Source organism: Halalkalicoccus sp. CGA53, assembly GCF_036429475.1.
Lineage (GTDB): Archaea > Halobacteriota > Halobacteria > Halobacteriales > Halalkalicoccaceae > Natronorarus > Natronorarus salvus.
This window is the reverse complement of the sequence record NZ_CP144125.1, coordinates 902220-922513: the sequence shown is the minus strand read 5'-3', so window position 1 is coordinate 922513 and position 20294 is coordinate 902220. Positions and strand designations below refer to the sequence as shown.

24 protein-coding genes are annotated in these 20294 nt (G+C 67.4%); 13 read left to right on the top strand and 11 right to left on the bottom strand.

Features of this window, described 5'->3' with window-relative positions; all coding sequences use genetic code 11:
- Position 1: 1 nt before the first annotated feature.
- The 4 genes from V2L32_RS06015 (at position 2) to V2L32_RS06000 (ending at position 4508) form a co-directional block, all read left to right on the top strand.
- Positions 2–415 carry a helix-turn-helix transcriptional regulator gene (locus V2L32_RS06015; protein ID WP_331235572.1) on the top strand — a complete coding sequence of 138 codons (414 nt, stop codon included), beginning with the start codon at positions 2–4 and terminating at the stop codon, positions 413–415.
- Between the two features lie 111 nt (positions 416–526).
- Complete coding sequence (locus tag V2L32_RS06010) at positions 527–694, top strand: DUF7563 family protein (RefSeq protein ID WP_331235571.1); 168 nt, start codon at positions 527–529, stop codon at positions 692–694.
- Positions 695–943: 249 nt separating this feature from the next.
- Positions 944–2767, top strand: a complete 1824-nt coding sequence (gene glmS, locus V2L32_RS06005; protein ID WP_331235570.1) for a glutamine--fructose-6-phosphate transaminase (isomerizing) — start codon at positions 944–946, stop codon at positions 2765–2767.
- A 49-nt stretch (positions 2768–2816) separates the two neighbouring features.
- Positions 2817–4508: an asparagine synthetase B family protein gene (locus V2L32_RS06000; protein ID WP_331235569.1), complete on the top strand. Its 1692-nt coding sequence runs from the start codon at positions 2817–2819 to the stop codon at positions 4506–4508.
- A gap of 94 nt (positions 4509–4602) precedes the next feature.
- Here V2L32_RS06000 and V2L32_RS05995 read toward each other — a convergent pair whose 3' ends face one another.
- The 4 genes from V2L32_RS05995 to glmM form a co-directional block, all read right to left on the bottom strand.
- Positions 4603–5460, bottom strand: a complete 858-nt coding sequence (locus V2L32_RS05995; RefSeq protein WP_331235568.1) for a hypothetical protein — start codon at positions 5458–5460, stop codon at positions 4603–4605.
- Positions 5461–5536: 76 nt separating this feature from the next.
- Entirely contained in the window at positions 5537–6721 is a 1185-nt protein-coding gene (gene glmU / locus V2L32_RS05990; protein ID WP_331235567.1) for a bifunctional sugar-1-phosphate nucleotidylyltransferase/acetyltransferase, read from the bottom strand.
- An 82-nt stretch (positions 6722–6803) separates the two neighbouring features.
- Entirely contained in the window at positions 6804–8579 is a 1776-nt protein-coding gene (locus V2L32_RS05985; protein ID WP_331235566.1) for a carbamoyltransferase family protein, read from the bottom strand.
- A 90-nt stretch (positions 8580–8669) separates the two neighbouring features.
- Positions 8670–9998 carry a phosphoglucosamine mutase gene (gene glmM / locus V2L32_RS05980; RefSeq protein WP_409348428.1) on the bottom strand — a complete coding sequence of 443 codons (1329 nt, stop codon included), beginning with the start codon at positions 9996–9998 and terminating at the stop codon, positions 8670–8672.
- 255 nt (positions 9999–10253) lie between these two features.
- Here glmM and V2L32_RS05975 point away from each other — a divergent pair, with 255 nt between their 5' ends.
- On the top strand, positions 10254–11567 hold the full coding sequence (locus V2L32_RS05975; RefSeq protein WP_331235564.1) for a polysaccharide deacetylase family protein: 1314 nt from the start codon (positions 10254–10256) through the stop codon (positions 11565–11567).
- 22 nt (positions 11568–11589) lie between these two features.
- On the opposite strand, the gene V2L32_RS05970 is transcribed toward V2L32_RS05975, so the two are convergent.
- On the bottom strand, positions 11590–12249 hold the full coding sequence (locus V2L32_RS05970) for a GNAT family N-acetyltransferase (protein ID WP_331235563.1): 660 nt from the start codon (positions 12247–12249) through the stop codon (positions 11590–11592).
- Positions 12250–12280: 31 nt separating this feature from the next.
- On the opposite strand from V2L32_RS05970, the gene V2L32_RS05965 reads away from it, so the two are divergent.
- On the top strand, positions 12281–12571 hold the full coding sequence (locus V2L32_RS05965) for a hypothetical protein (RefSeq protein ID WP_331235562.1): 291 nt from the start codon (positions 12281–12283) through the stop codon (positions 12569–12571).
- A gap of 209 nt (positions 12572–12780) precedes the next feature.
- Here V2L32_RS05965 and V2L32_RS05960 read toward each other — a convergent pair whose 3' ends face one another.
- The 3 genes from V2L32_RS05960 to V2L32_RS05950 all read right to left on the bottom strand — a co-directional run bounded on the left by V2L32_RS05960 (position 12781) and on the right by V2L32_RS05950 (position 14460).
- A complete protein-coding gene (locus V2L32_RS05960; protein WP_331235561.1) occupies positions 12781–13056 on the bottom strand; it encodes a HalOD1 output domain-containing protein in 276 nt (91 codons plus the stop codon).
- A 74-nt stretch (positions 13057–13130) separates the two neighbouring features.
- Positions 13131–13760, bottom strand: a complete 630-nt coding sequence (locus V2L32_RS05955; protein WP_331235560.1) for a DUF420 domain-containing protein — start codon at positions 13758–13760, stop codon at positions 13131–13133.
- Between the two features lie 199 nt (positions 13761–13959).
- The gene (locus V2L32_RS05950) at positions 13960–14460 is read right to left on the bottom strand and encodes a DedA family protein (RefSeq protein WP_331235559.1); all 501 of its coding nucleotides are present in this window, start codon (positions 14458–14460) and stop codon (positions 13960–13962) included.
- A gap of 160 nt (positions 14461–14620) precedes the next feature.
- On the opposite strand from V2L32_RS05950, the gene V2L32_RS05945 reads away from it, so the two are divergent.
- From V2L32_RS05945 to V2L32_RS05935, 3 genes are read left to right on the top strand one after another with little or no spacing between them, the layout of a single operon-like run.
- Positions 14621–14836, top strand: coding sequence for a DUF3311 domain-containing protein (locus V2L32_RS05945; RefSeq protein ID WP_331235558.1), 216 nt, complete (start codon positions 14621–14623; stop codon positions 14834–14836).
- Positions 14833–16302 carry a sodium:solute symporter family protein gene (locus V2L32_RS05940; RefSeq protein ID WP_331235557.1) on the top strand — a complete coding sequence of 490 codons (1470 nt, stop codon included), beginning with the start codon at positions 14833–14835 and terminating at the stop codon, positions 16300–16302. Before V2L32_RS05945 ends, V2L32_RS05940 begins: the two co-directional genes overlap by 4 nt.
- 34 nt (positions 16303–16336) lie before the next feature.
- Positions 16337–16486 (top strand): 50S ribosomal protein L40e, encoded by a 150-nt coding sequence (locus tag V2L32_RS05935; protein WP_331235556.1) that lies wholly within the window; start codon positions 16337–16339, stop codon positions 16484–16486.
- Positions 16487–16490: 4 nt separating this feature from the next.
- Here the strand turns inward: V2L32_RS05935 and V2L32_RS05930 are convergent, their stop codons facing one another.
- Both V2L32_RS05930 and V2L32_RS05925 read right to left on the bottom strand, forming a co-directional pair.
- The gene (locus V2L32_RS05930; RefSeq protein WP_331235555.1) at positions 16491–17249 is read right to left on the bottom strand and encodes a GNAT family N-acetyltransferase; all 759 of its coding nucleotides are present in this window, start codon (positions 17247–17249) and stop codon (positions 16491–16493) included.
- 48 nt (positions 17250–17297) lie between these two features.
- The gene (locus V2L32_RS05925) at positions 17298–17915 is read right to left on the bottom strand and encodes an MBL fold metallo-hydrolase (protein ID WP_331235554.1); all 618 of its coding nucleotides are present in this window, start codon (positions 17913–17915) and stop codon (positions 17298–17300) included.
- Positions 17916–17993: 78 nt separating this feature from the next.
- On the opposite strand from V2L32_RS05925, the gene V2L32_RS05920 reads away from it, so the two are divergent.
- The 3 genes from V2L32_RS05920 to V2L32_RS05910 are packed head-to-tail and all read left to right on the top strand — an operon-like array spanning position 17994 to position 19355.
- Positions 17994–18167: a DUF5786 family protein gene (locus V2L32_RS05920; RefSeq protein ID WP_331235553.1), complete on the top strand. Its 174-nt coding sequence runs from the start codon at positions 17994–17996 to the stop codon at positions 18165–18167.
- Positions 18164–18718, top strand: coding sequence for an endonuclease dU (locus tag V2L32_RS05915; RefSeq protein WP_331235552.1), 555 nt, complete (start codon positions 18164–18166; stop codon positions 18716–18718). Before V2L32_RS05920 ends, V2L32_RS05915 begins: the two co-directional genes overlap by 4 nt.
- Before the next feature lie 37 nt (positions 18719–18755).
- On the top strand, positions 18756–19355 hold the full coding sequence (locus tag V2L32_RS05910) for a uracil-DNA glycosylase (protein ID WP_331235551.1): 600 nt from the start codon (positions 18756–18758) through the stop codon (positions 19353–19355).
- Here the strand turns inward: V2L32_RS05910 and V2L32_RS05905 are convergent.
- Complete coding sequence (locus tag V2L32_RS05905; RefSeq protein WP_331235550.1) at positions 19352–19510, bottom strand: hypothetical protein; 159 nt, start codon at positions 19508–19510, stop codon at positions 19352–19354. The genes V2L32_RS05910 and V2L32_RS05905 overlap by 4 nt on opposite strands.
- A gap of 108 nt (positions 19511–19618) precedes the next feature.
- On the opposite strand from V2L32_RS05905, the gene hisH reads away from it, so the two are divergent.
- The gene (gene hisH / locus V2L32_RS05900) at positions 19619–20281 is read left to right on the top strand and encodes an imidazole glycerol phosphate synthase subunit HisH (protein WP_331235549.1); all 663 of its coding nucleotides are present in this window, start codon (positions 19619–19621) and stop codon (positions 20279–20281) included.
- Positions 20282–20294 lie beyond the last annotated feature (13 nt).

Sequence of the window (20294 nt, the reverse complement as noted above, 5' to 3'; positions counted from 1 at the left end):
GATGCGTCCAGGCTCGACGTTCACCGAGGCGCTTTCGGTCGTCACCGCGGAGACGCTCGGGGCACTCCTCGTCGGGATCTGTATCGGTGTCCTCGCGACCGTCGCCATCGCGCGGTACGCCGGTCCCTCGTTCGCACCGCCCGAGCCGGAACCGGAACGACAGTCGACGGCGTCCGAGGAGGGGATCGGACTCGCCTACCAGCGGGCGACGACCGACGAGCGCCGGGTCGTCGAACTGCTCGTCACGAACGACGGGCGGATGAAACAGTCCGAAATCGTGCGCGAAACGGAGTGGTCGAAGGCGAAGGTGAGTCGCCTGCTCTCGACGATGGAAGCCCGGGGCGAGGTCGCGAAGCTCTCGGTCGGACGTGAGAACGTCGTCTCGCTCGGGACGGCCGTCGTACCCGCGGAGTGACCCGCTATCGGAGGAATTTAGGCCGCCTCTTCTCTCCGGCGGAGCGGTATATGTGGATTCGTTAACACCATGATAATAAAGTATGGAGGACGCCACCCTCTGGCGACGCTCATGGACAGTACGATACCGCACACCGACGACGAGTGGATCGGTCGGACGCGCTGTGTGAACTGTGGGAGCTTCGTCACACCGCAGTTCGCACGCGTCTTCGGGGACAACCAGGACCGGGTCACCCGGTGTATCAACTGTACGACATCACGAGAGCTGTGCAGGGGCTGACGCTTTCCGGTGGCGATCGGCCGTCCCTTCTCTCGGTTTCGTTCTCCGCCGTCGCCGTTCGAAGCACCGATTAGCCTGCGTATAGTAATGCCCATAACAGTAGTTCTCGGAGACAGAAGGCCGCGAACGCTCGTCGCCACATCGCGACACTCTCTCCAACCATGACGTTCAATCGACTACAAATAGAGGAGTACAGCCCGCTGACGCCCGCAGACGAACCTCCAGTAGCGACGGTGCGGAGGGTCTGATATGTGCGGGATCATCGCCTGCATCGGGTCGGACGACGCGGCGAATCGAGTGTTGACCGGGCTCGAGAACCTGGAGTACCGCGGCTACGACTCGGCCGGGATCGCGATTCAGGACGACTCCGATCTCGTCGTACGAAAGCGTGCGGGGAAGATCTCGGAGCTCACCGGCGCGCTCGTGAAGGACCTCCCCCGAGGGCTCACCGGGATCGGCCACACTCGATGGAGCACACACGGACCGCCGACCGACGAGAACGCCCACCCCCACACCAGCCACTCGGGTCGGGTGGCTGTCGTCCACAACGGGATCATCTCGAACTACGAATCCCTGCGCGCGGACCTCGAAGAGCACGGCTACGAGTTCAAGAGCGACACCGACACCGAGGTCATCCCCCACCTCGTCGAGTACTACCTCGACCACGGCTACGACATCGAGAAGGCCTTCCGGACGACCGTTCGCCAGCTCGAGGGGAGCTACGCCGTCGCGCTGATGGCCCGCGGTGAGAACGCGATCTACGCCGCCAGGCAGGGCTCGCCGCTCGTCCTCGGCCTCGACGGCGAGAACGGGATCCACTACCTCGCGAGCGACGTCCCCGCCTTCCTCGAGTTCACCGACGAGGTGATCTATCTGGAGGACGGCGACGTCGTCGCCATCACGCTCGACGACGTCGCGATCACCGACATCGAGGGCAACGAGGTCACCCGCGAGGTCGAACAGGTCGACTGGAACCCCGAGGAGACGACGAAAGGCGGCTACGATCACTACATGCTGAAGGAGATCGACAGCCAGCCGGAGTCGCTCGCGGCGACGGTCGAGGGACGAATCGACTTGGAGGAGGGAACGGTCTCGCTCGAGGAGTTCCCGCCGGGGACGTTCACGGGGATCACGGACGTCCAGCTGATCGCGTGTGGGACGTCGTACCACGCCGCGCTCTACGGCGAGCGCCTCCTCGAGGAGGCGGGGATCAGGGCGAAGACGATCCGCGCGAGCGAGTACACCGGGACCGTCCCGGACCCGGAGGAGACGCTCGTGATCGCCGTCAGCCAGTCCGGCGAGACCGCCGACACGCTGATCGCGATGCGAGACGCACAGCGCGCCGGCGCGCGAACCGTCGCGGTGACGAACGTCGTCGGGAGCAGCGCCGCCCGCGAGGCGGACGACGCGCTCTACATCCGGGCGGGTCCGGAGATCGGCGTCGCCGCGACGAAGACGTTCTCCTCGCAGGTCGTCACCCTGGCGCTGCTCGCCGAACGGATCGGCGAGGACCTGGAACACGCACGGACGCGCGACGAGGCCGACCGGAAGGCGTTCCTCTCGGCGCTGGCGGTCCTCCCCGAGCAGATCCGCGAGGTGCTCGAGAACGACGAAGCGGAGGCGCTCAGCGAGCGCTACGGCGACCGCGACGCCTACTTCTTCATCGGCCACGGGCTGCAGTACCCGGTCGCGCTCGAGGGCGCGTTGAAGTTCAAGGAGATCACGTACGAACACGCCGAAGGGTTCGCCTCGGGCGAGCTGAAACACGGCCCGCTCGCGCTCGTCACGCCGGGGATCCCGATCTTCGCGATCTTCGACGGCGAACACGACGAGAAGACCCACACGAACGCGATGGAGGCCCAGGCACGCGGCGCCGAGATCGTCGCGGTCGCGAGCGAGGAGTGTTCGGTCGGCCAGTTCGACGAGCGGCTGACGATCCCCCAGAGCCACCCCGACCTGGTCGGGCTGCTCGCGAACGTCCAGCTCCAGCTCGTCTCCTACCACACCGCCCGGAAGCTCGGACGGCCGATCGACAAACCCAGAAACCTCGCGAAGAGCGTCACCGTCGAGTGATCGGTACCCGATATATACTTATCAGCCAAAACAGTACTCGTATAGGAAGATGAACACCGAGCTGTTCGGCGTCTTCGGGGACGAGGAGGCGTTCGCCGCCCACCGCCCTCCCGGAGAGTTCGACGAGGTACTCGCCGGGGAAGGAGTCACGGTCGGTATCGCCGACGACGCCATCGGTATCCGGGGTCGGTCGGACGTCTTTCGCAGTTCTGCGGGGCTCTGTGCGGTGTTCGGTGAGGCGTTCCCGATGGGAACGATGAGCGAGTCCGTCTCGATCGCCGAGTGGCTCTTCGAGCAGTACGTGCGGGAGGGGCTCTCGGCGTTCGATCGGCTGAACGGGTCCTACCTCGCGGTCGTCGAGCACGACGATCGGGCCGTCGTCGTTCCGGATCAGCTCTCGACCTGGGAGTGTTTCTACACCGACGACCCCGGAGTCCGCGCGTTCGGGACCGACGCGGCGTCGGTGACGAGAACGGTTCGCGACCCGACGGTCGACCGACGGACGCTCTGTGAGTTCGTCCACTTCAGCGTCACCTTCGGGGAGCGGACGGCGATCGAGGAGGTCAGCCGCACGCCGTTCGACAGCTGTCTCACCGAGCGCGGGACCGTCGAACTCGATCGGTTCGTCTACGCGCCCCGACAGGCCGACCACGTCGAGGAACTGGCTGGACGGCTCCGGCGCGCGATCGAGCGACGGGCGACGTATCCCGGCCAGCAGGGATTCCTGATGAGCGCCGGCTACGACTCCCGGATCATGCTCTCGTTTCTCCCAAACGTCGAGTGCGGGTACACGCTCGGATCGCCCGATTCGGGCGAGGTACGCGTCGCCCGCGCGCTCTGTGAGCAGTACGGTGCGGACCACCGGACACTGCGCGTCGACGACCGCTACTACGACGTCTCCGAGCGGACGCTCCAGTACACCCAGGGGATCCGCGAGTCGCTCCACATCCACCACCGGGGGAACACGGACGACATCGAGGCCGACGTCATCTACCACGGGCTGATGTTCGACACGCTACTCAGGGGGTTTTACCTCCCGACCGACGGTATCTCGCTGTTCGGGAAGCGGTTTCCACGCTCGCGGCTCGATCCCGACCCGAACCCGGCGGAGTTCTTCTGGGACCGGTTCGGGACGTTCCACGAGGGTGATAAGCTCATCGTCGAGTGCGACGCAACGGACGCGGAGACGCCACGGGAGTTCTTCTTCGAATCGGTGGCACCGCAGTACGAGCGGTGTCTGGAGCGGGCCGACGGCTCGGTCTACAACGCCATGTCGATGCTCGGGCTCATGCTGAAGGTGCCGCTCCCGTTCCGCGTCCAGCTCGCCGACCGGTTCACCGAGAGCTTCGTCGCGGTCGACGCGGAGCTCGTCGACTGGCACCTCAGGACACCGCCCGAGCACCGAAACGACGATATCTACCAGCGAGCGCTCGAACGCCTCGACGGCGACATCTTCAGACACCGCCCCCCGGATCGCCCGCACCGCTCGTATCAGCTCAACCAGATCGAGAAGTTCCTCCGGCGGGTGGTGCCAGGACTGACCCCGTTCGACACTCCGTGGCCGGACTGGCAGCGGCGGTACGTCGAACTCGAGATGGACGACCGACTCTTTCCCGGACGGACGGACCTCCACGCCCTCCCACCCCGGATCAAGCTCCGTCTCTACGACACGCTCGGGTGGACCGAGTACGCCACCGACAGGACGATCGACGAGACGAGCGAGCTCATCCGGCCGGTCTGATTCGAGGGACCGCGACCGCTTTTTCCGGGATAACGCGTCCGTTCCGAGTGACGAGAAGTGGCCATAGCACTCCGACGGCCGAAAGACACCCGCGTTAGTCGTCGTCTTCGTCCTCGTCGTCGCCGATCGTCACGTCGATCGGTCCGTCGTCGTCCTCCTCACCGTCGTCGGTCTCGTCGTCGTCCTCGTCGTCCGCAGCATCGTCCTCCTCGTCGACGTCGTCGTCCGTGTCCGCCTCGTCATCGGCATCGTCAGCATCCTCAGTGTCGTCTTCCACGTCGCCAGCGTCGTCGGTCTCCGTGTCGTCGTCGGCATCCGTCTCGTCCGCATCGTCTTCATCGTCGGCGTCCGCGTCGTCTGGTTCCGTATCGTCGTCAGCGTCGTCCGGCTCGCCCGCGTCGTCCGCGGCACCAGCATCGTCATCGGGACCGGCGTCGTCGTCCGGACCGGAGTCGTCCGGCGGTGGATCGTCGCCGTCGTCGACGATCGGCGTGGTCTCCTCCTCGTCGGTGTCGCCCTCGGTGTCGTCGCCGTCGGCGTCGGTCTCCTCCTCGTCGGCGCCGGGCACCTCGTCTTCGGGCTCGTCGGCGCCGGGCACCTCGTCCCCGGGGGCGTCCGAGCCGGGAAACCCAGGCAGTCCGCCGACCGTGATCAGCATCGCGGCGATCACCATCGCCGCCCCGAGAACGAGCATCAGCCGCTGAAACGCGGTTCCGTAGCCGTCGTCCTCGTCGGGTGGGGGCGAACCCGCAGCCGGCGACGGCTCCCGGTCGGGCTCGCCACCCGGTGCGGGAGAGAGACCCGACCGCTCGGGAGGCTCGGACGGGCGCTCTCTGTCGCGTGTGCCCCGGTCCCGGCTCGCGTCGCCTCCGGAGCCGGACTCGGACTGCGGCGAACCGTCCGGGTTGATCCGGCGGCGCGAGCGCCGGCCGGACGACGGATCGTCGCTCATCGTCACGGGTAGACGCGTAGCTCGTATTATTATCCTCCGAATAACGCTCGGTCGGCGTCGGCGGGCTGCCGGCCGATCAGCGGTCGCGCGTCACCGTCTCGCCGGGGAGCGTCGTCGCGCCGGGAGAGAGCGTCACGCCCGGGCCGAGAGAGGTGTTGATGCCGGTCTTCGCGCCGTCGGCGGCGACGACGCCGAACTTCCGGCGACCGGTCGAGACCCGCTCGCCCTTCACGGTGAGGTCGATCGGTTCGCCGTCGTGACGGAGGTTCGCCACGGTCGTCCCCGCACCGAAGTTGACCGACCGGCCGAGGACGCTGTCGCCGACGTACGAGAGGTGGGGGACGTTCGTCCCACGCATTATAAGGCTGTTCTTGATCTCGACGCCGTGCCCGACGTGGACGTTGGGTTCGAGCACCGTCGCCCCACGGACGTACGCGTTCGGTCCCACCTCGGCACCGGAGCGGACCCTGACCGGGCCCTCGATGACGACGCCGGCGTCGATCGTCGCCCCTCGCTCGACGACGACGTTTCCCCTGAGATCCGCGCTCGGGTGGACGGTCCCCTCGACGACCGGCTCCTGGTTCCCGACGTAGAGCGCGTTCGCCTCGAGCAGCTCCCAGGCGCGGCCGACGTCCATCCACCGGGTGAGTTCGACGGGTGTAACGGAGTGCTCGTCGATCACCCGCGAGAGGACGTCCGTGAGTTCGTGTTCGCCCCGCTCGCTCATCGGGACGTCGAGGTAGGCCTGTGCCTCGCTCGGGAAGACGTACGCGCCGGCGTTCGCGAGGTCCGAGGGCGGGTTCACCGGCTTCTCGATGATGTCGACCACCCGGTCGTCCTCGACCGAACAGACGCCGTAGTTCTGCGGCTCCGCGACGTGTGTGACCCCCAGTGAGGGGCCGTTCGAGAAGAGCTCCATCACGCACTCGGGGTCGTAGAGGTTGTCGCCGTTGAGCACCGAGAACGGCCCGTCCTCGAGCGCCTCACGGGCCGTCCGGACCGCGTGGGCGGTCCCGAGCTGTTCCTCCTGGCGGGCATAGCTCACCGGCACGCCCCGGAACTCCTCGCCGAAGTACTCCTCGACCTGTTCGCCCATGTAGCCGGTGACGAAGACGAGCCGGTCGGCGTCGGCGGCGACGGCGGCGTCCGCGACGTGGGCGGCGATCGGCTTCTCGACGACCGGTAACATCGGTTTGGGAACCGAGTCAGTGAGAGGGCGGAGACGGGTTCCCTGTCCCGCAGCCAAGATGACAGCCTGCATTGACCCCCTATTTACGCAGTCGCCCCTTTGTTATCTGGCGGCTAACGCCCCCTGGAACGGAGAACGAGCGAGAGTGTCACACTCACCGTTCGAGGGACCGGCCGGCGACGCGCTCGCCCACGCCCTGCCGGTCCGACCGCTGTGTCGCCTTCTCGACGACGATCTCCCCCAGAACGAGGACGTCGAGACCCATCCCGAAGAAGTCCTTGATCGCCTCCGTCGGTCGCGTGACGATCGGTTCGGCGTGGTCGTTGAACGAGGTGTTGAGCAGGGCCGGGACCCCCGTGACCGCCTCGAACTCGGAGATGAGCCGGTGGTAGCGGGGGTTCTGCTCCGGGCGGACGGTCTGTGGTCGCGTGGTGTCGTCCGCGGGATGTAACACCGCTTCGATCTCGTGCTTCTTCGCCGGTTTGACCTCGAACGTCTGGACCATGAACGGTGCCGGCTCGCCCCCGACGAGGTACTCAGATGCGGCCTCCTCGAGTATCGAGGGGGCGAACGGGCGCCAGCCCTCTCTGTGTTTGACGAACTCGTTCACCCGGTCCCGAGACTCCACCGTTCTGGGATCGGCGAGGATCGAACGGTTGCCGAGCGCGCGTGGGCCGATCTCCATCCGGCCCTGGAACCAGCCGACGAGCGCGCCCTCGGCGAGGCGCTCGGCGACGTATCCCTCGACGTCCTCCGGGGCGTCGTAGGCGATCTTGTTCATCGAGAAGAGGTCGACGACCTCGTCGGTGTCGTACGACGGCCCGAGGTAGGCGGTCGTCATCTCCGGGACGTCCGCCGGTCGCTGGTCGAGGTAGCCCGCGCCGAGTGCGAGGCCCGCGTCGTGAGCGGCCGGCTGGACGAAGATCCCGTCGACGGCCGCGGAGTCGCGGATCCGCTGGTTCATCTTGCAGTTGAGCGCGACGCCGCCGGCGAGCGCGACCGCCGAGCGATCGAGCCGGCGACAGTAGGTCTCGACAATCGAAAGCACAGTCTCCTCCAACAGCGCCTGGGTGGTGTGTGCGAGGTTCCGCTCCCACTGGTCGAACTCGCCGGCGGTCTCGGTGCGTGGACGGTCGAAGAGCTCCTCGAGCAACGAGACGCCGTGGTCCGTGCCCCAGCGCTTGGTCAGCGGCGTCACGTCGTACTCGACGCCGGTCTCGACGACCTCCCTGAGCGCGGACTCGATCTCCGGGTCGCGCTCGCCGTAGGGAGCCAGTCCCATCACCTTCCCCTCGCCGTTGAACATCCGGTAGCCGAGGTACTCGGTGACGATCGCGTAGAACAGGCCGAGGCTGTTCGGGTGCTCGTAGGTCCTGACCCGTTCTACCCCCTCACTCGTCCCGTCCCAGACGACCGTCGAGTCGTACTCGCCCTTCGCGTCGATCGTGAGTACGAGCGCGTCGTCGAACCCGGATGGGTGAAAGGCGCTCGCGGCGTGGCAGGCGTGGTGTTCCATCGTCCGGATCGGCGGGACCGGCTCGCCGATCGCCGCGAGGCGGCGTTCGACGTCGCGCGTGGAGAAGAACTGCGAGACGATCTGCGAGCGCACGACGCTCTCGATCGCGTTCGCCTTCGCGGCCAGCCCACCGACGGAGACGGCGTCACGGAGGTAGTGGCCGAGGATCCGGGAGCGGAGCTCGGGGCGGTACGGGAGCCTGATCTCCTCGACGTCGGCGAGGTCGATCCCCTCGTAGTCGAGACACGCCTCGATCGCGCGCTCGGGGAACTCACCGACCGCGTGTTTGTTCCGCGAGAGACGCTCCTCCTCGATGCCGAAGACGGCCTCGCCGTCGCGGAACAGCACGGCGCTCGGGTCGTGCTGACCGTAGAGGCCGATCGCTGGCTTCAGAGCGAGCACGTACGCCACCATCTGCCTGGTGGACGAACGAGTGACGGTTTGCTATGGAGGTACTAAACCGCTCGCCCGACGAAAGCGACCGAATACCTCGGAAAGCGACCCCTACGAGACGGGTCGCCCGACGAGCGACTCCGCGGTCGAGAAGAGCTCCTCCGCCCGGTCGCTGTCGTGCGCCTCGGCGGTCACCCGCACCTTCGGCTCGGTGCCGCTCGGGCGGACGAGGATCCAGCCGTCGTCGAACGCGACGTGGACGCCGTCGATCGTCGTCAGCTCCTCGTCGCCGTACTCGCCCTCGACAGTCCGTTCGACGCGCGCCATCAGGTCGGCCTTCTCGGACTCCTCGACCGTGGCCGCCCCGCGTCGCAGTTCGGGCAACGGTACCTCGTCGGCCAGCGCGTCGAACGAGCCCTCCGCCGCGATCAGCTCCGCGAGCCGACAGGCCGCGAGCGGGCCGTCGGGACAGAGCGTCTCCTCCGGCCAGATCCACGCACCGCTCGGCTCGCCGCCGAAGACGACGTCCGCCTCGGTGGCGCGCTCGGCGACGAAGACGTCGCCTACGCGCGTGCGCGTGACCGACGCTCCGACGCTCTCAAGCACCTCGTCGACCGCGAGGCTCGTGTCGATCGGTGCGGCGATCCGCTCGCCCGTTCCGGCGGCCATCCGTCCGAACAGCGCGAGCAGGACGTCGCCGGGGACGAACCGGCCGGACTCGGTCGCAGCGCGCATCCGATCACCGTCGCCGTCGTGTGCGATCCCGAGATCGGCGTCGGAGTCGGCGACCACCCGCGAGAGCGCCTCGCAGTTCTCTGCGGTCGGCTCGCTCGGTCGTCCAGGGAAGCTCCCGTCCGGGGTTGCGTTGAGTACTCGAACCTCCGCACCCAGCTCCGAAAGGGCACGGGCGGTGAGCCCGGCCGCGCCGTTGCCGACGTCCACGACGACCGAGAGCCCCGGGAGCGAGGCGGTCCGGTCGACAAGCGCCGCGACGTGCTGGTCGGCCGCCCGTGGGTCGCGCTCGCCACGTCCAGTCGCGTCCCACCGTCGCAACGTGTACTCCGCGTCGTCCATCCGCCTCTCGACCGCGTGACACTGATCGGGCGTGTACGCCTGCCCCGAGGGGTTCCAGAGCTTGATACCGTTGTCGGGGGCGGGGTTGTGCGAGGCCGTGATCATCACACCTGTGTCCGCGTCGTTCCAGGCGACGCTTCGGGCGAGTGTCGGCGTCGAGACCATTCCGAGGTCGATCACGTCGGCTCCACACTCGCGGAGGCCGGCCGCGACGGCACCCCCCAGCCACTCGCCGGTCGCCCTCGGGTCGCGTCCGAGGACGACCCGACCCGGCCCCTCGGTCGCGACCGCGCGACCGACCGAGAGTGCGAGGTCGGCCGTCACCGACTCGCCGACGGGACCACGGATCCCGCTGGTTCCGAACAGGCTCATGGCCCCGGATGGAGTCGCCGGACACATTACTATGCCGTCTCGAACCCGCCACCGACGTCCGTTCACGGCGTTAGCTCGTCGCTAATCGGCGAGCCCTCTGCGAGTCGTCCCGTGGACGGGCTCGGACGAAGCCCCCCGACTGAAAACCGGTACCACGGGTCGTGCACGTTCGTGTAGGTTAGCGAGCACGTAACCTCGCTTATCAACCCTATTACCAAGCCGCCACGCTTCGATCCACGAACCAGATACATGCGACAACGCTCGAACAGACGACGCTTTCTCGCGACCGTCGGTGCCGGGACGGCCCTGCTCGCCGGCTGTGCGGACCTCGGCGGGGACGACGAGGATACCGACGACGCGGACGACGACGTCGCGTCGAACGGCGCGGAGGCCGACGATGCGGACGATGACACCGATACGGACGACGAGGAGGAGACGCCCGAGGAGGAAGAGGAGGACGTCACCCCGCCCGCGATCGGACACGGAGAGCTCCTCGACGACTTCGAGGACCCGGACGGCTGGGCGATGCTCGCCGGCGAGTTCGAGGGCGACTCGGACGAGGCGCTCACCGGGAGCCAGTCGCTGCGGGTCCAGAGCGAGGAGGGCCGAGCTGGCGTCCTCCAGGCGTTCGGCGACCTCGACATGGAGGGCCAGGACCTCTCGTTCGCACTGAAGATCGAGACGCCACGGCCGACGCACGTCGTCGTTCAGGTGCTCGCCCCGTTCGAGAGCGACATGCTCACCTGCCGGCGACGCGTCGTCGAGCAGTTCGAGGGCTGGCAGCGCGTCGACGTCGGGTTCACGGGCATCCGCGGCGAGCCCGACCTGAGCGACGTCGAGGAGATCCGGATCTACGTCGAGGGCGAGGAGGAGGAACCGACCCGGTTCTGGATCGACGACCTCCGGCTCACCGAGGGCGCGGACCAGGGCTACGTGATGCTCACGTTCGACGACACCGTCGAGAGCCAGTACGAGAACGCCTTCCCGATCATGCAGGAGCGCGAGATGCGCGGCGTGCTCGCCGTCGTCCCGCCGTCGATCAACGTCAGTGGCCGGCTCACGATCGACCAGCTCAGGGAGATGCGCGACGCGGGCTGGGACGTCTCCGCGCACACCGAGCGGAGCGATCCCCTCACCGAGATGGACCCCGAAGAGGCCCAGGCAGAGCTCGAGGCCGACCACGAGTACCTCGCGGGCCGCGGATTCGAGGACGGGTCACGCGCGCAATTCGTTCCGTACCACTACGCCAACCAGGAAGTCGTCGACATCATCCGGGAGTTCTACGAGTTCAGCTCGTACTTCGGCGGCTGTAACAACGCGATGCCACCGACCGATCCCCACTCGACCTCCCGCGCGGGGATGTACGACCTCGACGGCTTCACACAGCTGATCGACATGGCGGCCGCGACCAACCAGCTCGCCGTCGGCTACGTTCACGGCGTCGGCGACGACGAAGACTTCGACGACCTCACCGAAGACGAGTTCGAGGACCTGCTCGACTACATCGAGGACGCCGACGTCGAGGTCGTCACCGTCAGCGACATCCTCGACGAGAACTACTGAACGGTCGGGTCGCGATCGGGAATTACCCCGGCTCCTCTCTGGTCGAACGTTCGTACTCCTCTCGGGCGATCGTGTAGCGGTGACAGGCGTACACCTCGCCCTCGACCGCGAGTCGGTTCCGGAGCAGTCCCTCGTACCGACCGCCGAACCGGTCGACGTACCGCTCGATCGCCCGCCGCGACCGGTCGTTCCCGTCGACGTACTTCACCGCGACCACGTCGAGGTCGAAGCGCTCGAAGGCGAGTTCGACGAACAGCGCTGCACGCTCGCTCGAGTAGGCGTTCCCCCAGAACCGCTTGTCGAGGACGATCCCGAGCGTCGCGAGCCGTCGGTCCCAGTCGGGGTAGATTCCGGTCACTCCCGCGATCTCGCCCCCGTGTCCCTCACCCGACGACGGTCGGATCACGTACTTCGCACCCTCGCCCTGCGCCCACTGCGTTTCCGCACGCCTCACGAACTCGAACGTCTCCTTCGGCGTCCGGTGCGGATCGGAGTCGACGTACTCGAACACCGCCTCCGCGTCGGGGCTCCGGCCGAACACCTCGTAGAGCGCGAGGACATCGACGGTCTCGGGGGAGAGACGCTCGAAGTCGAGTCGGTCGGTTTCGAGCGAGTGCGGGAACGTATGTCGGGAACGAGAGGAGCCGCGTAACAGTTTTCGGTGTGGCCGGCCCCTCCGCACGTACAGTTATCTCGATACCGGTTGGCAGTGTATGGAGAGAGTCCGGATCGAGGCGGTCGAGCAGCCGGCGACGAACAGCCCCGCCGACGTGGTCCGGCCGCTCTCCGATGCGCTCGGAACGACCGACCTCGCGATCGACCACTTCGACCTCGCACCGGGGGACAGCATCGGCTACGAGAACCACAGACACCTCGAGCAGGAGGAGGTGTTCGACGTACAGCGAGGAACAGTGACGTTCGAGACGGGTGCGGTTGAGGGAGCCACGAGAGAGGTGATTCGGTTCGCGCCCGGGGAGTTTCCAGCTGGGGCGGAACCTGGATGACGAGCGGCGGTCGTTCTCGCGCTCGGCGCGCCACGCGAGACGAAGCGAATCGAGTACTACAGAGCGTGTCCGGAGCGTGACCGAGAGACCGTACAGGTCCCCGGTCTAGAGGAGGACGGCAGAGTGCTCCGGATCCGGTGTACCGACTGCGAGTCGGCGACGGCGGAGATACCGCTCTGATCGATTCCTTCGGAGATGGGAGCTCGTGGTCAGTCTCGGCCGTAGAGCATCAGGTCGCCGCTCGCGAACACCATCACCATGAACTCGTCCACGTGAAACGAAACGAACGCCTCGTCGTCGCCGCTCCGGGGAAAGAGCGCGTCGAGCGCCTCGGGATCGATCGTCTCCGCGAGGCTGATGTCGAGCGAGATCGGGGAGACCCCCTTCGCCTCCGCGATCGCCTCGATGATCTTCGTCCCCAGCTCCCTGTCGTCGTTCGGTTCGGTCGCCGCGTGGTGGACACAGCCGCTTGCGCCTGCGATCATACCCTCCCTGCTCACGTCCGACACATGAAGCCTCGCGAACCCGCTGCTCACCCCGTCGGCTGAGCGGCGGGTAACTAGAGGATCGGGAGGATCAGCGCGGGCTCGAACTCGGCTGCGTAGAGGTGGTTCAGCAGGACGTAGGTGACGATGCCGAGGAGGAGTGAGAGGATCCACGTCGCGGCGGCGATCCGGCCGACGGTCGGGTGGAGCGTGGTTCGCAACTCGCTCGGGGAGTGCGTCAGCCCGAGGGTCACGGCGTAGACCACCAGCGGAACGGCGAGCACCGAGAGGACGATGTGGATCGCGAGCATCCCGAGGTAGGCGTAGCGCATCCCCGCCCAGAGCGGCACCCACGCGTAGGCCGACTCGAGGACGAAGTACTTCTCGCCACCGCCGCCCACCCGGGGGAGGTAGAAGAGGAGGAAGAGGAGGATGAGCGCGAACGCCGAGAGCATCGCGGTCCGGTGTTTCGCGACCTCCCCCTTCCTGATCCAGTACCAGCCGAGGACGAGCGCGACCGTCGCGAGCGCGTTCGTCAGCGCGATCAGATGCGTGAGGACGTCGACGCCGGTCTCGCCGATCGTCGGGTAGGGGATCAGGCCCGTGAACGTCCCGATCACCGCGCCGTAGCCGACGAGCGTCAGAACGACCGTGATCGCGAGCGGACGTTCGCGTGCGCGTCCTCTGACGCCGACGGTTGCCATACCAGGGGTTGGGAACGCGGGTGTATAGCCCCTGTCATCCGGACCGGGTCGGCTCCCCCGTCAGGTTCTCGTATCACGAGCGAACAGTTCGGCCACGAGTCGAGGATCGTTTCTCGGCGTCGGCTGGCCGGGACTCGTCGGCGGTCTAGCGGGCTTCGCATGGCTCGGGGAGGCGACGAGTGAGAGAACTGACAGGGGGTTATACCACCGTGTCGACGCCGGCACCGATCGCGACGAGCGCGGAGACGTAGATCAACGTACCGGCGACCGAGAAGACTGGAAAGCGGTAGGCGGGGGTTCGCGAGAGCGCGACGACGACGACGAGGTAGCCCCGGACGACCGGGAGCGTGTTGGTGACCAGCAGCGCGGGCAACCCCCACCGATCGAACCACTCCCGCGAGCGCGAAAGCCAGCGGTCGTCGAGGCTGACGTACCGGTGGTCGAGCACGTCCATCGAGCCGCGTGAGCGAACGACGAGGAAGACCGCACACTGGCCGATCGTCGCGCCGACGACGGCCACCAGGAGCACCGAGAGGTAGGCGAGTGGCTCCTCCAGGACGACGACCGTCGCGATCAGGAGCGTCCGCGTCGGGATCAGCTTCCCCACGAGCGCGCCCTCGAGGACGAAGACGACGAACAGCGCGAGGAGCCCGTAGCTCTCGATGAACCCGGTCGCGAGCTCAGCGATCCAGCCGATCACGCTCGCACCCTACGGGTCGACTCCCCTTGAGTACACACGCCACCGGACACAGGAGCCGTGTCGTTTCTATCGGGCGTTTCGAAGAACGAAGTTCATCGGTATCCGATTCTGATACTGAATAGTAATAGGTAAGCGGTAGTGGTCGATAGGGAGCGTACAGATGGCTTCGACCGTCGAACGGGTCGGGTGGGCGCTCGTCTTCCTGACGCTGGTCGCGTTCTCGATCCCCTGGTTCCTCTGGGGTGACGGGCGGCTCTACCTCGGCGTACCGGTCTGGATCTGGTGGCACGCCGGCTGGATGGTCGTCACGGCGGGGGCGTTCTGGATCTTCGTCCAGCGCTCGTGGGGGCTCTGGATCACGGAGGCGGGGTCGTGAACGTCGTCGCCGTCCAGTTGGGGATCGTCGTCGGCTATCTCGTACTGGCGCTCGTCGTCGGCCTCGTCGCCTACCGGCTGACCGACCGCACCGCCGAGGACTACTACCTCGCGAGCCGGTCGTTCGGGACCGTAGTCCTGCTCTTTACCGTCTTCGCGACGCTGCTCTCGGCGTTCACCTTCTTCGGCGGCCCGAACGTGTCGTACTTCCAGGGGCCGGAGTGGATCCTCGTGATGGGGCTGATGGACGGCGTCATCTTCGGGATCCTCTGGTACGTGATCGGCTACAAGCAGTGGCTGATCGGCCAGCGCGGCGGCTACGTCACCCTCGGCGAGATGCTCGGCGACCGCTTCGGCTCGCGCCGACTCCGGGGACTCGTCGCTGGGATCAGCCTCTTCTGGCTCTTCCCGTACGTGATGCTCCAGCAGATGGGCGCGGGGACGGCACTCGAAGCGCTCACCCACGGGGCGCTCCCGTACTGGGGTGGGGCGGCGCTCATCACGCTGTTCATGATCGTCTACGTCGTGCTCGCGGGGATGCGTGGCATCGCCTGGACGGACACCCTGCAGGGGCTGTTCATGCTCGTCGTCGTCTGGGTGGCCGCGATCTGGGTGCTCGTCGCCGCGGGCGGCCCGAGCGTCGCGAGCGCGGGCGTCGCGAGGGAGGCCCCCGAACTGCTCGCGCTCGGCAGCGAGTACTACACCCCCCAGCGGATGCTCACGCTCGCGGTGAGCATCGCCTTCGGCGTCGCGATGTTCCCACAGGTGAACCAGCGCTTCTTCGTCGCCCGCTCGGAACGGGTGCTCAAGCGGACGCTCCCGCTCTGGCCGGTGCTCGTCCTCTTGCTCTTCGTCCCCGCCTTCCTCCTGGGTACCTGGGCGCGTGGCCTCGGCATCGACGCCGAACCCGGTCAGAACGTCCTCCCTCTCCTGCTGACCGAGTACACCCCGGTCTGGTTCGGCGCGCTCGTCATCGCCGGGGCGATGGCCGCGATGATGTCCTCCTCCGACTCCATGCTGCTCTCGGGTTCGTCGTACTTCACCCGGGACCTCTACAGACCGTTCGTCGATCCCGGTCTCGGCGAGCGCCGTGAGGACCTGCTCGGGAGGGTCGTGGTGGTCGTCTTCGCGCTCGCGACGTTCCTCGCGAGCCTCAGTCAGCCGGGGACGCTGATCGAGGTCGGCGACCTCGCGTTCTCCGGGTTCGCCCAGCTCGCCCTCCCGGTGATCGTCGCGCTCTACTGGACGGGAACGACCAGAACCGGGATGTACGCCGGGGTCTGCGGCAGCCAGCTCTTCTACGTGGCCGCGGCCTTCCTCCCGATGGTTCCGGGAACCTACGGCGGCTGGGGAGCCTCGGTCGTCGGAATGCTCCTGGGACTCGTGCTCACCGTCGGGGTCTCGCTTCTCACCTCGCGGGCCGCGACCGAGGACGTCTCGGTCCACTTCGGGCTCGGAACCGACTGAGAAGTCTTTTGTCCGGCGGCCGGCAACGGCGTCCATGGCATCGTTCGACGTCGCGGAAGACCGGCTGCTCGACAAACAGATCTGTATGCGGTGTAACGCCCGAAACCCACGGCGGGCGACCAGCTGTCGCAAGTGTGGCTACCAGAACCTCCGCCCGAAGGCCAAAGAGCGCCGAACCGTCTAGGTACCTAGAGGTAGCTCCCGTCCCACTCGTCGGGCGCGTTCAGGTTCCCACACTCCCCGCACTCGACCCGGTCGAGCGAATCGACCGCCTCGACGAGCGTCCCGCAGTTCGCGCAGGCGAAACTGTACGGCTCCTCTCGTTCCTCTCCTTCGTAGGCGACGTAGAACGGTCCCTGTTCCCCGGGTAGCTCCTCCTCGCCCAGGTAGATCGTCCGACCCTCGGCGTCCTCCACGGTCCCGCCCGCTTCGAGCACCGGCTCCGACTCCGTGTGCGGCGAGACGTCGTCGCTCGATCCACCCTCCGTGTAGACGTGGGCGCTGAACGTCTCCTCACCGATCTCCACGTCGCGCTGCTCGTCGGCCTCCAGGCCGAAGCTCTCGAGGAAGGTCCGGCCCTCTGCGTTGTCCGCGAGCACCTCCGCGCGGATCGTCTCCGCGCCGCGGTCGTGGAGCCGGTCGGTCCCGCGTTCGTACAGTTCGCGGCCGACACCCTGCCCGCGTGCCTCGGTGGCGACGTGGATCCACTCGATCGTTCCTTCCTCGTCGTCGGCCGTCCCGAGGAAGAACCCGACGGTCCCCTCCTCGCCCCGGGCGACGATCGCGGACTCCGTTTCGATCAGCGTTTCCAACCGGTCCTCGCCGAACTCGGTCTCGAGTAGCGTCTCCATCGTCTGCGGGCTGAGCGCGTACGAGGCCTCGATCGATTTTCGAGCGACCTCGCAGATCTCCTCCCGGTCGTCGAGCGTCGCGTCGTGAAACTCCATGCGTCCACGTACGGACGCGAGGCGGATAAACGCCGACCCGGCGGTCGGCTACGCCCTCTCCTCCGGGTACTTCGGTTCGCGGCGCTCTGCGCGTTCGAGCGCTCGCTCGACCACCTCACGGACGTCGCCGTGGAAGGAGTCGCCGTGGCCGGGGTACATCGACTCGACGCCCGCCGGGAGCCGCTCTAGGAGCTCGTGGATGCTCTCGATCAGCCGCTCGCGGGACTGACCCGGCATGTCGGTCCGCCCGAAGCTCCCGTCGTCGAACGCCTCGTCGTTGTAGACGACGACGTCGCCCGAGAAGACCGCACGGTCGCCGACGAACGAGAGGTGGTCCGCGGCGTGGCCGGGCGTGTAGACCGCTTCGAACCGATCGTCGCCGATCATCACGAGATCGCCGTCCTCGATCGGGTGGGTCCGTCGGGGGTGGTCGTCGTAGGCGTAACAGTCGGGGTCGAACCGGTCGAGGATCGCGTCGAGCTGGTCTACGTGGTCGCCGTGCTGGTGGGTGAGTACGACCGCGTCGAGGTCGTCGACGTGCTCTGCGACCCGTTCGACGATCCCCTCCATCGCGCCGGCGTCGACGAGAACCCTCTGCTCTCCGGTGACGAGGAACACGTTGCAGGTGAACACGTCGGCGTCCGCCGTCACGTCGATGACATCCATAGTCACACGAGGGGAGTGGGGCCCATCAGCGTGTCGACGCCGGTGCGTTTTAGTGGTTCAAGCCTGCTAGGCTCACACATGGGATTCGGTAGCTACGACGAATCCGAACAGGGCAACCACGAGATCGAGACCGATCTGGACGACGAAGCCGTGACGACGGGCGCAGCCCACCGTGGCGAGTTCGCGTTCGACAACGGCGCGTCGAACGCCGAACTGATCGAGCGCCTCGAGGAGATCAAAGAGGGCGAGTGAAGCCCGGGGTGCGTGCACTCGGCGTCGCGGAGTCCGCCCGCGGCGAGGAGAGCACGCTCGCCGGCGCCGTCGTCCGCACCGATCGGGTCGTCGACGGCTTCGCCTTCTCCCGTATCGCCGTCGGCGGCCTCGACGCGACCGGCGAGGTCTGTGCGCTCGTCGATCGACTCGACAGGGAGGACGTCCCCTACATCCTGCTCTCGGGGGTCGCACCCGCCTGGTTCAACCTCTACGACCTCCACGAGATCCACGCGCGGACGGGGATGATGGTCTGTTCGGTGAGCTTCGAGGGGAGCGACGGCCTCGAAGCGGGGCTGCGGGAGGCGTTCTCCGGCGAGGAGTACGAGCGACGGCTCACCATCTACGAGCGCCAGCCACCCCGGAACGAACTCTGGGTGAACGACGACCGGGTCTTCGTCAGATCCGTCGGGCTGGACGACGAGGGGGCGGCGGCGCTGGTCCGGGCGTTCACGCCGGAGGGCGGACGTCCCGAGCCGATCAGGGTCGCCAGGCTCGCCGCGCGGGCGGTCGACGAGTGGCGCGAGGAGTGACCGGGGCGGCTTTGTGAGTGCGGGCCGAGCGCCGGGTATGGGAGAGATGGAGGGCTGTTCGGTCGTCGCCTGCGAGCGGTGTCCGGCGCTGGTCGAGAGCCGGTCGACGATCGTCAACGGCGTCGGCCCCGAGGACGCGGACCTCCTCGTGATCGGGGAGGCACCGGGCGAGCAGGAAGACAAGGAGGGAGAGCCGTTCGTCGGCCGCAGCGGCGACCTGCTGACCGAGAAACTCCGGGAGAACGGTATCGACCGCGAGACGGTGCGGATCACCAACTGCGTCCGGTGTCGCCCGCCGGAGAACCGCGATCCGAGGTCCGAAGAGCTCTCGAACTGTCGGGGCTACCTGGAACGGGAGATCGAACTGGTCGATCCGGAGCTACTCTTGACCGTGGGGAAGGTACCCTCGAGTCACGTACTCGGCAGGGAAGTGGCGGTCACGACGGAGGCGGGAGGCGTCGACGAGGTCCGGATCGGCGACCGCTCGTACCCGGTGCTGATCTGTGTCCACCCGGCGGCGATGCTCTACGACCGATCGCAGGAGGGGACGCTCGATGGGACGCTCTCGGAGGCAGCGGCGTTGCTCGGCCGCGATAGGTCGGGTGGGGACGGCCAGTCGCGACTGGGCGAGTTCTAGCGCTCGGGCCGAACCGGGGTGTCGCTCCTGATCCACGCGCCGTGGCTCCGTTCACCGTAAACCAGCACCGTCTCACCGAGCAGGCAGCCCGCGAGGCTGGCACCGTCCGCGAACGGCGGGTCGAGCGCCGACGGCGGGTGATCGGCGTCGATCATCGCACGGACTCGCGGGTGGTCCACTATAACGGTTCGCTGAGCCGGACGTAACGGGGGCGGTTTCGCCGAATCCGAAACGGAAAGCAGGCTCGGCACCAAGAAGGGGCTATGAACGCCGAAATCGTCACACAGGACGCAACGACCGCCTCCGTCGTCGTCGTCGACTACGGACTGGGGAACCTCAGGAGCGTCACCCGGGGACTCGAACGCGCCGGGGCGGCCGTCGAGGTGAGCGACGATCCGGACACGATCGCCGCGGCCGACGGGATCGTCCTCCCCGGCGTCGGCGCGTTCCGGGAGGGCGTCGAGAACGCCGGACCGTACAGGGAGACGCTCGTCGAACTCGCAGAAGCGGGGAGACCGCTGTTCGGCATCTGTCTCGGGATGCAGATGCTTCTGACGACGAGCGAGGAGGCCGACCGCGCCGGCCAGGGCGACGTCACCGGCCTCGACCTCGTCCCCGGCCGGAACGTCCGGTTCACCGGTGGGCAGAAGGTCCCCCACATGGGCTGGAACGAACTCTCCGTCGAGCGCGAACACCCGCTGGTAGACGGCGTCGACGGGGAGTACGCCTACTTCGTCCACTCGTACTACGCCGAACCCGAGGACGAGGACGCGACGGTCGCGACGACGGAGTACGGCGTCGAGTTCCCGTCGATCGTCGCGAACGGGGAGGGGAACGTCTTCGGGACGCAGTTCCACCCGGAGAAGAGCGGCGAGACCGGTCTCAGGATCCTCCGCAACTTCGTCTCGATCTGTGCGGAGTCGTAGCGGGAGTCGCGGT

Coding starts and splice junctions, on each gene's coding strand:
- V2L32_RS05935 (WP_331235556.1), top strand. CDS start 16,337: ATGGCATCGTTCGACGTCGCGGAAGACCGGCTGCTCGACAAACAGATC.
- V2L32_RS05975 (WP_331235564.1), top strand. CDS start 10,254: ATGCGACAACGCTCGAACAGACGACGCTTTCTCGCGACCGTCGGTGCC.
- V2L32_RS06010 (WP_331235571.1), top strand. CDS start 527: ATGGACAGTACGATACCGCACACCGACGACGAGTGGATCGGTCGGACG.
- V2L32_RS05925 (WP_331235554.1), bottom strand. CDS start 17,915: ATGGATGTCATCGACGTGACGGCGGACGCCGACGTGTTCACCTGCAAC.
- V2L32_RS05910 (WP_331235551.1), top strand. CDS start 18,756: ATGGGAGAGATGGAGGGCTGTTCGGTCGTCGCCTGCGAGCGGTGTCCG.
- glmS (WP_331235570.1), top strand. CDS start 944: ATGTGCGGGATCATCGCCTGCATCGGGTCGGACGACGCGGCGAATCGA.
- V2L32_RS06000 (WP_331235569.1), top strand. CDS start 2,817: ATGAACACCGAGCTGTTCGGCGTCTTCGGGGACGAGGAGGCGTTCGCC.
- glmU (WP_331235567.1), bottom strand. CDS start 6,721: ATGCAGGCTGTCATCTTGGCTGCGGGACAGGGAACCCGTCTCCGCCCT.
- V2L32_RS05920 (WP_331235553.1), top strand. CDS start 17,994: ATGGGATTCGGTAGCTACGACGAATCCGAACAGGGCAACCACGAGATC.
- V2L32_RS05995 (WP_331235568.1), bottom strand. CDS start 5,460: ATGAGCGACGATCCGTCGTCCGGCCGGCGCTCGCGCCGCCGGATCAAC.
- V2L32_RS05905 (WP_331235550.1), bottom strand. CDS start 19,510: ATGATCGACGCCGATCACCCGCCGTCGGCGCTCGACCCGCCGTTCGCG.
- V2L32_RS05945 (WP_331235558.1), top strand. CDS start 14,621: ATGGCTTCGACCGTCGAACGGGTCGGGTGGGCGCTCGTCTTCCTGACG.
- hisH (WP_331235549.1), top strand. CDS start 19,619: ATGAACGCCGAAATCGTCACACAGGACGCAACGACCGCCTCCGTCGTC.
- V2L32_RS05955 (WP_331235560.1), bottom strand. CDS start 13,760: ATGGCAACCGTCGGCGTCAGAGGACGCGCACGCGAACGTCCGCTCGCG.
- V2L32_RS05930 (WP_331235555.1), bottom strand. CDS start 17,249: ATGGAGTTTCACGACGCGACGCTCGACGACCGGGAGGAGATCTGCGAG.
- V2L32_RS05960 (WP_331235561.1), bottom strand. CDS start 13,056: ATGATCGCAGGCGCAAGCGGCTGTGTCCACCACGCGGCGACCGAACCG.
- V2L32_RS05965 (WP_331235562.1), top strand. CDS start 12,281: ATGGAGAGAGTCCGGATCGAGGCGGTCGAGCAGCCGGCGACGAACAGC.
- V2L32_RS05985 (WP_331235566.1), bottom strand. CDS start 8,579: ATGGTGGCGTACGTGCTCGCTCTGAAGCCAGCGATCGGCCTCTACGGT.
- V2L32_RS06015 (WP_331235572.1), top strand. CDS start 2: ATGCGTCCAGGCTCGACGTTCACCGAGGCGCTTTCGGTCGTCACCGCG.